Annotated in this window: 17 protein-coding genes; 10 read left to right on the top strand and 7 right to left on the bottom strand. The window is 75.2% G+C overall.

The annotated features are described in order from the left end of the window. Positions 1-54: 54 nt before the first annotated feature. A complete protein-coding gene (locus OKX07_RS17385; protein ID WP_265629245.1) occupies positions 55-780 on the bottom strand; it encodes a winged helix-turn-helix transcriptional regulator in 726 nt (241 codons plus the stop codon). Positions 781-991: 211 nt separating this feature from the next. On the opposite strand from OKX07_RS17385, the gene OKX07_RS17380 reads away from it, so the two are divergent. The 4 genes from OKX07_RS17380 (at position 992) to OKX07_RS17365 (ending at position 4,980) form a co-directional block, all read left to right on the top strand. Next, positions 992-1,726 (top strand): hypothetical protein, encoded by a 735-nt coding sequence (locus tag OKX07_RS17380; protein ID WP_265629244.1) that lies wholly within the window; start codon positions 992-994, stop codon positions 1,724-1,726. 299 nt (positions 1,727-2,025) lie between these two features. Next, complete coding sequence (locus tag OKX07_RS17375; RefSeq protein WP_265629243.1) at positions 2,026-2,628, top strand: FABP family protein; 603 nt, start codon at positions 2,026-2,028, stop codon at positions 2,626-2,628. Between the two features lies 1 nt (position 2,629). Continuing rightward, positions 2,630-3,847, top strand: a complete 1,218-nt coding sequence (locus tag OKX07_RS17370; protein WP_265629242.1) for a YgfZ/GcvT domain-containing protein — start codon at positions 2,630-2,632, stop codon at positions 3,845-3,847. A gap of 17 nt (positions 3,848-3,864) precedes the next feature. Beyond that, positions 3,865-4,980: an FUSC family protein gene (locus OKX07_RS17365; RefSeq protein WP_265629241.1), complete on the top strand. Its 1,116-nt coding sequence runs from the start codon at positions 3,865-3,867 to the stop codon at positions 4,978-4,980. Positions 4,981-5,343: 363 nt separating this feature from the next. Here OKX07_RS17365 and OKX07_RS17360 read toward each other — a convergent pair whose 3' ends face one another. Then, positions 5,344-5,697: a hypothetical protein gene (locus tag OKX07_RS17360; protein ID WP_265629240.1), complete on the bottom strand. Its 354-nt coding sequence runs from the start codon at positions 5,695-5,697 to the stop codon at positions 5,344-5,346. Positions 5,698-5,995: 298 nt separating this feature from the next. Between OKX07_RS17360 and OKX07_RS17355 the strand changes: the two genes are divergently transcribed. From OKX07_RS17355 to OKX07_RS17330, 6 genes are all read left to right on the top strand, one after another. Next, positions 5,996-6,256: a type II toxin-antitoxin system Phd/YefM family antitoxin gene (locus OKX07_RS17355; RefSeq protein ID WP_265629239.1), complete on the top strand. Its 261-nt coding sequence runs from the start codon at positions 5,996-5,998 to the stop codon at positions 6,254-6,256. Between the two features lie 4 nt (positions 6,257-6,260). Next, positions 6,261-6,686, top strand: a complete 426-nt coding sequence (locus OKX07_RS17350; protein ID WP_265629238.1) for a type II toxin-antitoxin system VapC family toxin — start codon at positions 6,261-6,263, stop codon at positions 6,684-6,686. 52 nt (positions 6,687-6,738) lie between these two features. Continuing rightward, positions 6,739-7,080, top strand: a complete 342-nt coding sequence (locus OKX07_RS17345) for a DUF2516 family protein (protein ID WP_265629237.1) — start codon at positions 6,739-6,741, stop codon at positions 7,078-7,080. Beyond that, on the top strand, positions 7,077-8,063 hold the full coding sequence (locus OKX07_RS17340) for an asparaginase (RefSeq protein ID WP_265629236.1): 987 nt from the start codon (positions 7,077-7,079) through the stop codon (positions 8,061-8,063). Before OKX07_RS17345 ends, OKX07_RS17340 begins: the two co-directional genes overlap by 4 nt. Before the next feature lie 16 nt (positions 8,064-8,079). After that, the gene (dtd, locus tag OKX07_RS17335) at positions 8,080-8,517 is read left to right on the top strand and encodes a D-aminoacyl-tRNA deacylase (RefSeq protein WP_265629235.1); all 438 of its coding nucleotides are present in this window, start codon (positions 8,080-8,082) and stop codon (positions 8,515-8,517) included. An 817-nt stretch (positions 8,518-9,334) separates the two neighbouring features. After that, entirely contained in the window at positions 9,335-10,093 is a 759-nt protein-coding gene (locus OKX07_RS17330) for a PIG-L deacetylase family protein (RefSeq protein ID WP_265629234.1), read from the top strand. A gap of 4 nt (positions 10,094-10,097) precedes the next feature. Here the strand turns inward: OKX07_RS17330 and OKX07_RS17325 are convergent, their stop codons facing one another. The 5 genes from OKX07_RS17325 to OKX07_RS17305 form a co-directional block, all read right to left on the bottom strand. Then, positions 10,098-10,964: an aldo/keto reductase gene (locus OKX07_RS17325; RefSeq protein WP_265629233.1), complete on the bottom strand. Its 867-nt coding sequence runs from the start codon at positions 10,962-10,964 to the stop codon at positions 10,098-10,100. A 37-nt stretch (positions 10,965-11,001) separates the two neighbouring features. Then, complete coding sequence (locus OKX07_RS17320) at positions 11,002-11,982, bottom strand: NAD(P)-dependent alcohol dehydrogenase (protein WP_265629232.1); 981 nt, start codon at positions 11,980-11,982, stop codon at positions 11,002-11,004. After that, positions 11,979-12,239: a hypothetical protein gene (locus tag OKX07_RS17315; protein WP_265629231.1), complete on the bottom strand. Its 261-nt coding sequence runs from the start codon at positions 12,237-12,239 to the stop codon at positions 11,979-11,981. The genes OKX07_RS17320 and OKX07_RS17315 overlap by 4 nt, the downstream gene beginning before the upstream one ends. Beyond that, a complete protein-coding gene (locus OKX07_RS17310; RefSeq protein ID WP_265629230.1) occupies positions 12,239-12,559 on the bottom strand; it encodes an ArsR/SmtB family transcription factor in 321 nt (106 codons plus the stop codon). The genes OKX07_RS17315 and OKX07_RS17310 overlap by 1 nt, the downstream gene beginning before the upstream one ends. Positions 12,560-12,659: 100 nt before the next feature. Continuing rightward, positions 12,660-13,430, bottom strand: coding sequence for an HAD hydrolase family protein (locus OKX07_RS17305; protein WP_265631951.1), 771 nt, complete (start codon positions 13,428-13,430; stop codon positions 12,660-12,662). Positions 13,431-13,471 lie beyond the last annotated feature (41 nt).

Below are 13,471 nucleotides of genomic sequence, written 5' to 3'. Positions count from 1 at the left end.
TGCCCCCCGCCCGGTGACCCACGGTCGCGCGCGTCCAGGCGTGCGGGTGTCGCCTCAGGCGCCCGCGGGCTCCGGGACGTCCGTGCGGTCGTCCGTCTGACGACGCTCCTTGGGCGGGTCGAACCGGTAGCCGACGTTGCGCACGGTGCCGATGAGCTGCTCGTGCTCGGGGCCGAGCTTGGCGCGCAGACGTCGCACGTGCACGTCGACCGTCCGCGTGCCTCCGTAGTAGTCGTAGCCCCAGACCTCCTGCAGCAGCTGGGCGCGTGTGAACACGCGGCCCGGGTGCTGCACGAGGTACTTGAGGAGCTCGAACTCCTTGTACGTCAGGTCCAGGGGCCGGCCGCGCAGCCGCGCGGTGTACCCGCCGGCGTCGATCGTCAGCTCACCCGACGAGATCTCCTGCGGCGCGTTGTCGTACGACGAGGACGCGGCGTGCTCCATGACGAGGCGGAAGCGTGTCTCGACCTCGGCAGGTGTCGCGTGCTCGAGGATGATGTCGTTCGCGCCCCACTCCGCGGTGACGACGGTGAGGCCGCCCTCGGTGAGGACCAGGACCAGCGGCACCGTCAGTCCGGTGGCGCGCAGCAGCCTGCAGGTCGTCCGTGCGGTGACGAGGTCACGGCGCGCGTCGAGCACGACGATGTCCGCGTCCGGGGCGTCCACGAGTGCAGACGGTTCGACGGGAAGCACCCGCACGCGGTGGGACAGGAGCCCCAGCGCGGGCAGCACCTGTGCCGAACCTCCGGACGCAGGCGTGAGCAGCAGCAGATCCGCCACCTGATCACCTCCTGGCTGCGAGTGGGCACACGCTACCGCGTGGTAGGCCCCGGGTGTGCCGGGGGCTCGCGGACTGCACCCGTCCGGTGGTCCGGCAGGGGGGAGCCGCCTCGTCTGCGAGAATCGCCCGCGTGCTCCACGACGACGTCCAGCCCCGCCTGCGCCCCGACCGGTCGCGGCGGCGACGGCTCGTCGGCCGACGAGGTCCGCGATGAGCGTCGAGACGCGCTCCGTCCTCACCGCCGTCCTCGCCGCCGTCGTCGCGGTCGCGGGCTACCTCGGTGTGCTGCCGCTCGCCGGCGTCAGCGGCGCGTTGGTGCTGGTGCTGACGGTCGGGTGGCCCGCGCTGGCCGCACTGCCGTTCCGGCCCGGTGCGGGCGCGGTCGTCGCGCTCGGCGGGCTCGGGTCCGTCGCGGCCGTGACGTTCACGGCCGAGCAGCCGTACCTGCAGCACATGGCCCTCGTGCTCGCCGGCGCCGTCGTGCTGGCGTTCGTCAACGAGCTGCTGCGCCGCGACGGCCGGCTGCGCATGGTCGAGTCGGTGTCCGGCACCGTCGCGGGCACCGTGCTGGCGTCGTGCGTCACCGGGTGGGTGGCGACGGCGCGGCTCGAGGGCGGCCGCGAGCTGGTCGTCGCAGGCGCGGTGGCGCTCGCCCTGGGGTCGGCCGCCGTCGCGCTGCGCGGCAGGACCTGGCTCGTTTACGTGATCACCGTCGCGGCCGCCACGGGCGGCGGGACGCTGGTCGGGTGGGTCCTGCCGTCCGTGGAGCTGCTCGCGGGCACCGTGCTGGGCGTGGGGGTCGGGGTGCTCGTCGTCGCGATGCACGCGCTGTTCGACCGGTTCCCCGCGCTGCGGCACCGCATCCCGTCGCTCGCGGTGACGGTGCTGCCGGTGACGGTCAGCGGGCTGCTGGTGTACGTCGCGGGGCGCGTCCTCGCCGCCTGACGCTCGTCCGACGCCCGACCGACGACCGCGTCACACCCCGGGCCGCGCCCTCCCGGGACGATTCCGCGCCGCTGCGTCGTTAGGATCGGTGCATGACTGCGCTCGAGGGCTTCTTCATCGGTCTGCTCGTGCTGGCCACCCTGACGATCGGGTGGTTCGCGTGCTTCGTCGCCTACCGCCTGTACAAGGGGCAGCGCTGACGGCTCGGCGCTGACCTGCGCCCCGTGGGCGACCCACCGGTCGTCCCCGTCCGTGAGCGTCGGCACGTCGCCGACGCGCGCCCGAGCCGAGGAGGCTACGTGCCGTTCGTGCTGCCCGAGGGGCTCGCACCCGAGGTCTACCCGCTCGCCTGGCTCGTCGGACGCTGGCGCGGCGAGGGCGTCGTCGGGTACCCCGGCATCGAGGAGCGCGCCTTCACGCAGGACCTCGAGGTCACCCACGACGGCGGCCCGTACCTGGCCTATCGCACCACGATCCGGCTCGTCGTCGCGCCGGACGACGTCGCGGCGATCGACCCCGACGCCCTCGTCGCCGTCGACCCCGACTCCCCGCCCGCGACCCTGCCGGACCCGACCGCCGACCCGGTGTGGTCCACGGAGTCCGGGTACTGGCGCGTGCCGCCGGAGCGCCCCGCCGACCTCTCACCGGACCAGCACCCGGTCGAGCTGCTGCTCGCCGACCCGTCCGGCCACGTCGCCGTGTACGTCGGCATGGTCGGCAACGGCCGCATCGACCTGGCGTCGGACCTGGTCGCGCACACCGCGACGGGCGCCGAGGTCAACGCCGGCCGGCGCCTGTACGGCCTGGTCGAGGGCGACCTGATGTGGGCGCACGACCTGGCCGCCTTCGGCCACCCGATGCAGTCGTACGCGTCGGGTCGTCTCGTCCGGGTGGAGGACTGACATGGTGGACGACCTGCAGGACGGCACGACGGGTGGCGTGGCCGCGGCCCCCGCACCGCGGCACCGCAGCCCCCTGCTCGCGCGGCGCGGCGCGGTCGCCGCGGCCGGCGCAGACGCGGGCGTCGCGTGGCACTACGGCGACCCGACGGCCGAGCAGCGGGCCCTGACCCGCGGCGGCGCGGTCGTCGACCAGTCGCACGTCGGCGTCGTCACCGTCACCGGGCCCGACCGCCTCACCTGGTTGCACTCGCTGACGTCGCAGGACGTCGCCGCGCTGCCCCCGCGCACGTCCACCGAGCTGCTCGTGCTCGACCCGCACGGCCACGTCGAGCACGCCGCGGGCGTCGTGGACGACGGCACGACGACCTGGCTGCTCACCGAGACCGCACCGGCCCTGGCCGCGTGGCTCGACCGCATGCGGTTCATGCTGCGCGTCGAGGTCGCGGACGTCACCGACGCGTGGGCGGCGCTCGCCGAGCCCGTCGACGCCGAGGGCGCCGACGGCGAACCCGTCACCTGGCGCGACCCGTGGCCGCGCACCGCACCCGGCGGCACCCGGTACGGACCCGACGACGACGCCCACCCCGGGGTCGACCGCCGCTGGCGCCTCGTGCTGGTGCCGCGCGACCGGCTGGTCGAGGAGGTGCGGGCGCGCGAGGCCACCGGCTGGCCGCTCGCCGGCACGTGGGCGTCGGAGGCGCTGCGCATCGAGGCGTGGCGGCCGCGCACGTCGCACGAGGTCGACGACCGGACGATCCCGCACGAGCTCGACTGGCTGCGCACCTCGGTGCACCTGGCCAAGGGCTGCTACCGGGGGCAGGAGACCGTGGCGCGGGTGCACAACCTCGGCAAGCCGCCGCGCCGGCTCGTCCTGCTGCACCTCGACGGGTCGGGCCACCTGGTGCCGGAGGTCGGGGCGGCCGTGCGGCTGCCGTCCGCCGCCGCACCGACCGCCGGCGGTGCCGAGGCGGCCGAGCAGGGTCGGCAGGTGGGGCACGTGACGTCGGTCGCGCGCCACCACGAGCTGGGTCCCGTCGCGCTGGCCGTCGTCAAGAGGTCCGTCCCCGAGGACGCCGTGCTGCTCGTCGACAGCGACGGCGGTGCGATCTCGGCCGGCCAGGAGGTCGTGGTGCGGGGCGAGGGCGTGTCGGCGGACCGTCCCGCCGCGCGCGGGCCGCTGACCCGCGGCCTCGGCCAGCACCCGATGCTCGGCTCGTGACGGCCCGGGCGTAGGGCGTGAGCGCGCCGACCGCCCTGCCGTCGTTCGCGGCGCTGCGCCTGCAGGTCGGGTCCCGCGTCCGGGCGGGGTGGGCGCGCGTGCGCGCGTCGTGGGGGCTGATCCTGCAGGCGTCCGCGGCCGCGGGCATCGCGTACGGCATCAGCCTGCACGTCTTCGGGCACGAGATGCCGTTCTTCGCGCCCGTCGCCGCGTGGGTCGCGCTGGGCTTCGGGCGCGACCGCTCCGTGCGGCGCGTCGCCGAGCTGGCCGGCGGGGTCGCGATCGGCGTCGCCGCGGGGGACCTCGTCGTGCACGTCATCGGGTCCGGGCTGTGGCAGCTCGCGCTCGTCCTGGCGGTGTCCGCGCTGATCGGCCGGTTCCTGGACCGCGGCGCGCTGCTCACCACGCAGGCCGGCGTGCAGGCGATCGTCATCGTCGGGCTGCCGCAGATCGGCGGGGGGCCGGTGGGGCGGTGGGTCGACGCGGTCGTCGGGGGTCTCGTCGCGCTCGCGTTCGCGCTGCTCACACCCACCGACCCGCGCCGGCACCCGCGCACCCTCGCGCGGGCCGCGGTGGAGGAGCTCGCCGGGGTGCTCGACGCCCTGGCGCGCGGGCTGCGGACCCGGTCCGTCGAGGACGTCGAGGCCGCGCTCCTGACGGGACGGGCGTCGCAGCCCGCGCTCGACGAGTGGCGCGAGTCGGCACGGTCGGCCGCCGAGCTGGTGCGTCTGGCGCCCGCGCACCGGCGGCACCGCGGCGAGCTGGACCGGCTCGTCGTGGAGTCGGTGCTGCTCGACCGCGCGATGCGCAACGCGCGCGTGCTGGCGCGCCGCTCGGTCGCGGCCGTCGACGAGGGGCACGTCGCGCCCGGGCTGCCCCGACTGGCCGACGTGGTCGGCGAGGTAGGACGGGGGACCGACGACCTCGCGCTCGCCCTCGGCTCCGGCCGTGACCCGCACCCGGCACGCGTGCGGCTGCTCGAGGTCGCCGCGACCCTCGACCCGCACACGCTCGCGCCCGCCGACTGGCAGACCCAGTCGCTGGCGCTGCTGCTGCGCTCGCTCGTCGTCGACCTCCTGGAGGCCGCCGGCTGCGACCCCGGCGCCGCCCGCACCGCCCTCCCGGAGCTCTGACGCGCGCCGCCCCCGCCGCCGCCCCACCCCCGCCGACCGGAACCTGGGTCCCGTTCGGGTGGCCGATGCGGTGAGTGGGGTTCCACTCGCCGCCGACGCCTGTGACCTTCGGCACTAGAACTGCGGGGCCAATCGGATCAGCAGACCGACGGCGACGACCTGGCCCAGACCGCCGCCATCACGACAGTCGCCCGCGTCACACCGGCGGCACCTTCCGCCTCGTCGACCGACTCCTCACTCAGATCAATCGCATCCGCGATATCAACCACGTCAGCGCCGTCAGCCCGAGGTCGTCGAAGCCGCCCGCGAAGCACTCCTCATCGGCCACTGACTCCGAGCGGCTCGCACGCCTGTCTTCGCTGGCTACGAGCAGATCTGCAGGAAGTCGGTCGCACCCTCTCGCAGCCGAAACTCCTCGCGGTGGCCGACGTCATCCGTGAACACGGCGGAGTCGTCCACAATCACGAGCTGTCCGCTCTGGAACGGGTTACCCCACCCGGGCGGCGGATTCCCGTTGCCGTCCGTCAGAGGACCGTCGACACGCTCGAAGAAGCGCTCGTCATCGGTGTTGAGCTCGTGCACACCGCAGTGGGTGAGGAGCTCGAAAGGAACCGCTGGGGAGGCTTCAGCCGCAAGCGACGCTGAGTCGTTCACGCCACCGCAGCCTGCGAGCAGCCAGACGAACGCGCACCACGGGACGATCGCCTGACGCCGCACTTCGCCTCCTCGTCGAACCGTGAGCGCTCAGCCGCTTTCCCGGCGTGGCCCACTGAGTATCTGTCTCCGCCGTCGCCGATCTTGCGCTGGAGCGCCAGACGCTACCGACCTGCCGTCCCGCCAGATAGCTCTGCTAGGACTCCGCCAGTTGGTGCTGACGGTCACAGCTGACGTCCCCGCCGCCCCCACCCCCGCCGACCGGAACCTGGGTCACTTTCCGGTGCCCGATGCGGTGAGTGGGGTTCCGGTCGCGGTGTGGTGTGGCGGGTGCGGGGTGGCGGGCCGGTAGCGTCGGGCCATGGAGGTCGCGGTCAGCGCCTTGCGCGCGGAGCTCAGGCAGTGGATCGAGACGGCACGCGCGGGGCAGGACGTCGTCGTCACCGAGCGCGGCGTCCCCGTCGCGCGGCTCGTCGGCATCGGGTCGGCAGACCTCGTCGCGCAGCTCGAGCGCGACGGCCTGCTGACGCCCGCCGCCGCGGAACGTCCGGCCGCCGAGCCCGATCGCGCCGCTCACCCGGCGCGGTCCGTGTCCGGCCTGGTCCGTCGGCTGCGCCGCTGAGCCGATGGCCCTCGCGTACCTCGACACCAGCGCGCTGGTGAAGCTGTGCGTCGCCGAGCCCGGCACGGACCTCGTCGCGGCCGTCTGGGACGGCGCCGACCTGGTCGCGACGTCCCGGCTCGCGGACGCCGAGGTCCGCTCGGTGCTCGCGTCGGGGCATCGCGCGGGCCTGCTCGACGACGACGACACGCGCACCGCGTCCGCCGCGTGGCACCGGCTGCGACCCGGGCTGCGGCTCGTCGAGACGTCGTCGGCGGTGCTCGACGAGGCCGCGCGGCTCGTCGACGTGCACGCCCTGCGTGCCGCGGACGCGGTGCACCTCGCCTCCGCGCTGACCCTGCGGTCGGACGACCTGCTCGTCCTCGTCTGGGACGAGCACCTCGCGGCGGCGGCGCGCGCCGAGGGGCTGACGGTCCTGCCGCGCGGGTGAGCAGGACGCGCGGACCCGGCCGGTGCCTGCGGCGTCTCGTAGGCTCTGGCGCGTGAGCATCATCGGGTGGACGCAGGTCGTCCTGTTCCTCGTCTTCTACGTCGCGATCTTCGCGCTGGCCGCGTGGGCCCTCGTCGACTGTCTGCGCAGGCCCGCCGCGGCCTTCACGACCGCCGGCAAGCGCACGCGCACGTTCTGGACGTGGGTGCTGGTCGTCGCCACCGTCGTCGCGTTCATCTCGATCCCGCCGCCCCTGGGGCTGCCGCTGGACTTCCCCAGCTTCCTCGCGCTGGTCAGCGCGGCCGCGGCGATCGTCTACCTCGTCGACGTGCGCCCGGCCGTCGCGCCGTACTCGCGCCGCCGCGGCGGCGGTCCCACGCGGGGCGGGTGGTGAGCGCGCCCGACGTCGCCACCGGGGCGGTGCCCCTGGCGCTCGTGCACCGCGGCGGGCTCGTGGAGTCGGTGCACCTGGGGCACGTGGTCGTGCTCGCGCCCGACGGGTCGGTGCGCCACGCGTTCGGGGACCCGGACGTCGTGATCTGGCCGCGGTCCTCCCTCAAGCCCCTGCAGGCCGTCGCGATGCTGCGGCACGGGCTCGACGTGGCCGGCGCGGACCTCGCGCTCGTCTGCGCGAGCCACTCGGGCGAGGACGGGCACCTCGACGTCGTGCGCGGCCTGCTCGCGGGCGCCGGGCTCACCGAGGCCGACCTGCAGAACACCCCCGACTGGCCGCTGGCCCCCGACGCCGCGTGGGAGCGGCGCGCGCAGGGCCACGGGGCCGCCCCGCTCACGCAGAACTGCTCCGGCAAGCACGCCGGCATGCTCGCGACGTGCCGCGCCGCCGGCTGGGCGACGGGCACGTACCTGGACCCGGCGCACCCGCTGCAGCGGGCCGTCGTCGCGGCGACGGCCGAGCTCACGGGTGCGCCCGTCGAGCACGTCACCGTCGACGGCTGCGGTGCGCCCCTGCTGTCGACGACGCTCAGCGGGCTCGCGCGGGCGTTCGGGACCGTGGCCGCTGCGGCCGCCGCCGGGCAGGACGGGTCCGCACCGGCGCGCGTCGGGCGGGCCATGGCAGCCCACCCGTGGCACGTCGGCGGCAGCGGCCGCGACGTCACCGCGTTCATGTCGGCCGTGCCGGGTCTCGTCGCCAAGGACGGCGCCGACGGGGTCTACGCCGCCGGGCTCGCGGACGGCGGCGCGGTCGCGCTCAAGGTGCTCGACGGGTCGGGCCGCCCGCGCGCCGCCGTGCTGGCGGCCGCTCTCGCGCTCGCGGGCGTCGACCCCGCGCTCGTCGCGGACGTCGGTCGGACTCCCGTGCTGGGGCACGGGCAGCCGGTGGGTGCGGTCCGCGCGACGTTCGGGCCGCACGCGTGACGGGGCGGACGCGCGCGTGAGGGCGGTCGTGCAGCGCGTGACGCGCGCGGCCGTGCGCGTCGACGGCGAGGTCGTGGGCGCGATCGACCGTCCCGGGCTGCTCGCCCTCGTCGGCGTGACCCCCGGCGACGGTCCCGCCCAGGTCGAGGTCGTCGCCCGCAAGATCGCCGAGCTGCGGATCCTGCGGGACGAGCGCTCGGCCGTCGAGGTCGGGGCGCCGGTGCTCGTCGTCAGCCAGTTCACGCTGTACGCCGACGTGCGCAAGGGCAGGCGCCCCACGTGGAACGCGGCGGCGCCCGGCGCGGTCGCGGAGCCGCTCGTCGACGCCGTCGTCGCGGCGTTGCGCGGACGCGGGCTCGAGGTCGCGACGGGGCGGTTCGGGGCCGACATGGCCGTCGAGCTCGTCAACGACGGCCCGGTGACGATCCTCGTGGAGTCGGTGCCGACGGTCTGAGCGGCCGGACGCCGGGGGCACGGCGGAGGCCCCTCGGAGCAGGGCGTCCGAGGGGCCTCCGGTGACCATGGGTCATGGGTCACCGGTGACCCGGTGACCGACGCCGCCGTTGACGACGCGGCTCCGCCCCGGCACCCGGTGGGCCGGCGAACCGGTCCGCCGCGAGCGGGACGACCATGATCGACCTGCCGGTGCCGGTGCGAGCCCTGCAGCGTCATCCACAGGTCAGCGGGTCGCCCCGCCGAGGGGTCGCGCGTTCTCCGGTCGGTCCGTCCCCGGCGATCGTCCGTCGCCGCGGTCCTGCCCCCTGGGGAGCGTTCCCGCTGGTGGTGCGATCGATCAGGGCCGATCACCCAGTTCTAGCCCTGTCACCCGGGGGTCACAAGGGGGTCGGGGGTGCCGGTTTCGTCCACCGGTCCGTCCACAGCGTCGTCCACAGGCCGACCTGCGAACCCACCCGCCAGACACAGGCCTGTGGACCGGATGTGTGGACACACGGACCGCAATCACCCGTCCGGGTGGCCCCGGTCGGCGAGGTGGCGACCGCTCGGAGGACAGCGTCCGAGGGGCGGGACCCACCCGGCGCCACGCCCCCCCGCGAGACCGAGAAATCCCGCACCGGTGAGCCCGGTTCCCTCGGTCTCGCGAGACCGAGGGGTCCCGTGCCGGTGAGCCCGGTTTCTTCGGTCTCGCGAGACCGAGAAATCCCGCACCGGTGAGCCCGGTTCCGTCGGTCTCGCGAGACCGAGGGGTCCCGTGCCGGTGGGCCCGGTTCGTTCGGTCTCGCGAGACCGAGGGATCTCGCTAGCGTGGGGGGATGGTCGAGACGAGCCTGCCGCACCTGCCCGACGACGCGTTGACCCGCGTGCTGTGCGTCGTCGCGCACCCCGACGACCTCGAGTACGGCACGTCCGCGGCGGTCGCGGCGTGGACCGCGCGCGGCATCGAGGTCGCGTACCTGCTGCTGACGCGCGGGGAGGCGGGCATGGACGGCGTCGAGCCGGCGCGCGCCGCGGAGCTGCGCGTGCGCGAGCAGGTCGCCGGGTCGCTCGCGGTCGGCGTCACGCAGGTCGACTTCCTGGAGCACCCGGACGGTGTGCTCGTCTACGGCCTGGACCTGCGCCACGACATCGCCGCCGCGATCCGGCGCTTCCGCCCGGACGCGGTCCTCACCACGTCCTGGGCGGAGGTGCTGCCGTACGGCCTCAACCAGGCGGACCACCGCGCGGCGGGGCTCGCCGCCGTCGACGCGGTGCGCGACGCCGGCAACCGCTGGGTGTTCACCGACCTGCTCGACGCGGGCCTCGAACCGTGCTCGGTGCGCTGGGTGCTCGTGGCGCAGGATCCGCACCCGACGCACGCCGTCGACGTCTCGGGTGCGCCGCTGCAGCGCGCGATCGCGTCGCTCGAGGCGCACCGCGAGTACCTCGCGCTGCTGCCGTGGCACCCCGCCCCCGCCGACCTGATCCCCGCGGTCACCCGCGCGCAGGGACGGGCGCTGGGCGTCGAGCACGCGGTCGCGCTGCGGGCGATCGACCTGCAGGCGCCGCCGCCGGCGCTCGACGGGACGGACTGACCCGTCAGGCCGCGGTGGCGTTGAGCGCCGTGAGCTCGTCGGGAGTGAGCTGCAGGTCCGCCGCGAGCACGGAGTCCTGGATCGACGCAGGTCGCGAGGCCCCCGGGATCGGGACGACGACGTCGGCCTGAGCGAGCTCCCACGCGAGCGCGACCTGCTGCGGGCTGACCCCGTGGGCGTCGGCGACCTGCGCGAACGCGTCGAAGTGCGACCCGAGGTCGCCGGCCTTCGCGATGCCGCCCAGCGGGCTCCACGGCAGGAACGCGATGCCGAGCTCGGCGCACAGGTCGAGCTCGGGCTGCGAGGAGCGGAACGCGGGGGAGTACTGGTTCTGCACCGCGGCCAGTCGCCCGCCCAGCAGGTCGTTCGCGAGCCGGATCTGGTCGGGGTCCGCGTTGGAGATGGCGGCGAGCCGGATCAGCCCGGAGTCGAGCAGCTCGACGATCGCGCCGACGGACTCGGCGTACGGCACCTGCGGGTCGGGACGGTGGAAGTGGTAGAGGCCGATCTGCTCGACGCCGAGCCGACGCGCGGACTCCCGCGCCGCGGCGTGCAGGTGCTCGGGGGACCCGTCGAGCGTCCACGACCCGTCACCGGGGCGCAGGTGCCCGCCCTTGGTCGACAGGACGACGCGCGACGTGTCGCCGCCCCACGAGCGCAGCGCCTCGGCGATGAGCTCCTCGTTGTGGCCGACCTCGTCCGCGTGCAGGTGGTACGCGTCGGCGGTGTCGACCAGGGTGACTCCCGCGTCCAGTGCGGCGTGGATCGTGGCGATCGAGCGGTCCCGGTCGGGGCGGCCCTCGATGCTCATGGGCATGCCGCCCAGGCCGATCGCGCTGACGGGGACGTCCTTGAGGAAGCGTGTGTGCATGTCCCCATGACACCTCGCGGTGCGCACGCCCGCACCTTCAGAACGTGACGACGACCTTGCCGCGCACGCCACCGGTGTCGAGCAGCGCGAAGGCCTCCTCCCCGCGCTCGAACGGCACGGTCGCCCCGACGAGCGGACGCAGGGTCCCGGCGGCGACGGCGCCCAGCAGCTCGGTGACGTCGGCGGGCCGGGACGACGCCGCGAGCGGGCGCAGCCGCTGCGGGACGACCAGGGAGAGCACGGGCGCCCCGACGAGCCGCCCGAGCACCCCGAAGGGTCCGGGCGCGTGCCCGGAGGCCAGGACGACCGTGCCGCCCGGGACGACGGCGCGCCGCAGCTCACCCAGCGTGCGCCCGCCGCCGACCTCGATCGCGGCGGCGTACGTGCCGACGCCCAGGGGTGTGCCGCGGTCGAGCGGCTCGGCCCCGAGGCCCACGACGGTGGCTGCGGTCTCGGGACGGCACTCGCCGACCACGTCGGCGCCCGCCGCGCGCAGCAGCTGCACGACGAACGAGCCGACACCCCCCGCGGCGCCCGTGACCAGGACGCGGTCCCCGGCGCGGACGCCCGCCTTGCGGACCGCCTGCAGCGCGGTGACCCCGGCGAGCGGCACGGTCGCGGCGTCCGTCCACGACACGTCATCGGGGACGCGCGCGAGGCGGTCGGCGCGTGCGGGCACCAGGCGGGCCAGCGCGCCGGGGATCTCGGCGGCGACGCGGTCACCGACCTCCCACGCGGTGACGTCGGGTCCGACGACGGCCACGACGCCGGCCAGGTCGCGCCCGCGCACCGCCTCCCGGGGTCGTCCGACCCCGAACGCCAGGCGGGCGACCCGCGGCTCGCCGTGCGCGATCAGGAGGTCCGCGGCGTTCAGCGACACGGCGGCGGTGCGGACCAGGACCTCGCCCCGGCGCAGCGCGCGCACGGGGACGGTGTCGTGCCGCACGACCCGCTGCACCGGGCCGTACGCGGTCGTGACGAGGGCGTCGGTGGTGGTCGGTGCCGCGGTGGTGGTCACTCGACGCTCCTCAGCAGCTTCTCGACGCCGACGACGCGGGTGTGCAGCTCGGCGAGGTCGGCGGCGGCGCGCTGCTGCGCGTCGCGCGTCCCGGTGGCGAGCTCCTCGTAGCGCGTCACGAGGCGGCGGATCTCCTCGCTGCGCTCGGTGTCGATGTCGAGGCGGCGCGACTCGTTGCGGGTCGCGACGACGATGACTGCGACGAACGTGGCGATCGCCAGCACGCCGAGGATGAGGATCACGGTGGGCCAGTCCATCAGGCGTCCTCCGGTGGGGTGAGGGTGGCCGCGGCGTCCGCCACGAGCCGGGGGGTGAGGTGCAGGTCGAGCTCGGTGAGCTCGACGTAGCGCAGCGCCTTGCCGTCGTCGGAGATCTCGTGGCTGCCGGTGATGATCCCGGCAGCCTCGAGACGCTGCAGGTGCATGTGCAGGAGCGGGCGGCTGATGCCGAGCTCCCGCGCCAGGTGGCTGACGTAGTCGCGGCCCTGGGCGAGCTGCGCGACGATCCGCAGCCGCACCGGGTGCGCGAGCGCCGCGAGCACCGCGACGAGGTGGTCGCCGTCGCTCTGCTGTGTCATCTGGCCTCTACATCTGTCAGCGTTACACCTGTCAGCGTTTGCTTACGTGTCAAAGCTACACCTGTGCCTTGAGGTCGACAAGGGGTCGCCGGGGGCTCGTTCAGGACAGGTGCAGCAGCGCGCGCAACGTGCGGACGACGCCGTTCTCGGCGTTCGACGGCGCCACGAACCGCGCGCCCGCCCGCACGTCCGGGTGCGCGTTGTCCATCGCGAAGGACCAGTGGGCCGCCGCGAGCATGCCGACGTCGTTGAGGTAGTCGCCGAACGCGACCGTCTGCTCCGGCGTGACACCCAGCGCCCGCTGCACCTCGCGCAGCGCGTGCCCCTTGTCGGCCGTCGGGCTCATGACGTCCACCCAGTGCGCGCCGCTGACCAGGACCGACGCGACGTCACCGAAGCCCGCCAGCGCCGGGCCGGCCCCCGTGGCCGCGGGACCGAAGTCGTAGACCGCGACCTTGAGGACGACGTCGTCGACGACGTCGAGGTCCGGCACCCGCTCCAGCAGCGCGTAGTACGGCTCGCACTGCGCCAGGAAGGCCGCGTCCGTGCGCTCGACGTACGCGCTGCGCAGGCCGCACAGCACGACCCCCAGGTCCGCGCCGCCCGCCGCGAGGCGCCGCACCTCGCGCACGACGTCCCGCGCGACGTCCGCGTCGAGCCCGTCGACCGTCGGCGCCCCACCGCCGCGCACGACGAGAGCACCGTTCTCCGCGATGTACACGAGGTCGTCGCGGCCGAACTCCCGGCGCAGCGTCGCGTACTGCCGCCCGCTCGCCGGGCACACCGCGATGCCGCGCGCGACGAGCGTGTCGAGCAGCGGCCAGAACGACGGGTCGACGCGTTTGGCGTCGTCCAGCAGCGATCCGTCCATGTCGACGGCGACGAGCCGCACGTCGGGGACGACGTCGACGC

Origin of the sequence: Cellulomonas sp. S1-8, assembly GCF_026184235.1 — a bacterium.
Lineage (GTDB): Bacteria > Actinomycetota > Actinomycetes > Actinomycetales > Cellulomonadaceae > Cellulomonas.
Note: the sequence above shows the minus strand (reverse complement) of the source record. Positions and strands in the feature narration are given on the sequence as shown.

Bases quoted from the DNA above. Each gene is read 5' to 3' on its own strand.
- OKX07_RS17380 (WP_265629244.1), top strand. From the start codon at position 992: ATGAGCGTCGAGACGCGCTCCGTCCTCACCGCCGTCCTCGCCGCCGTC.
- OKX07_RS17370 (WP_265629242.1), top strand. From the start codon at position 2,630: ATGGTGGACGACCTGCAGGACGGCACGACGGGTGGCGTGGCCGCGGCC.
- OKX07_RS17355 (WP_265629239.1), top strand. From the start codon at position 5,996: ATGGAGGTCGCGGTCAGCGCCTTGCGCGCGGAGCTCAGGCAGTGGATC.
- OKX07_RS17350 (WP_265629238.1), top strand. From the start codon at position 6,261: ATGGCCCTCGCGTACCTCGACACCAGCGCGCTGGTGAAGCTGTGCGTC.
- OKX07_RS17330 (WP_265629234.1), top strand. From the start codon at position 9,335: ATGGTCGAGACGAGCCTGCCGCACCTGCCCGACGACGCGTTGACCCGC.
- OKX07_RS17325 (WP_265629233.1), bottom strand. From the start codon at position 10,964: ATGCACACACGCTTCCTCAAGGACGTCCCCGTCAGCGCGATCGGCCTG.
- OKX07_RS17315 (WP_265629231.1), bottom strand. From the start codon at position 12,239: ATGGACTGGCCCACCGTGATCCTCATCCTCGGCGTGCTGGCGATCGCC.
- OKX07_RS17310 (WP_265629230.1), bottom strand. From the start codon at position 12,559: ATGACACAGCAGAGCGACGGCGACCACCTCGTCGCGGTGCTCGCGGCG.
- OKX07_RS17305 (WP_265631951.1), bottom strand. From the start codon at position 13,430: ATGGACGGATCGCTGCTGGACGACGCCAAACGCGTCGACCCGTCGTTC.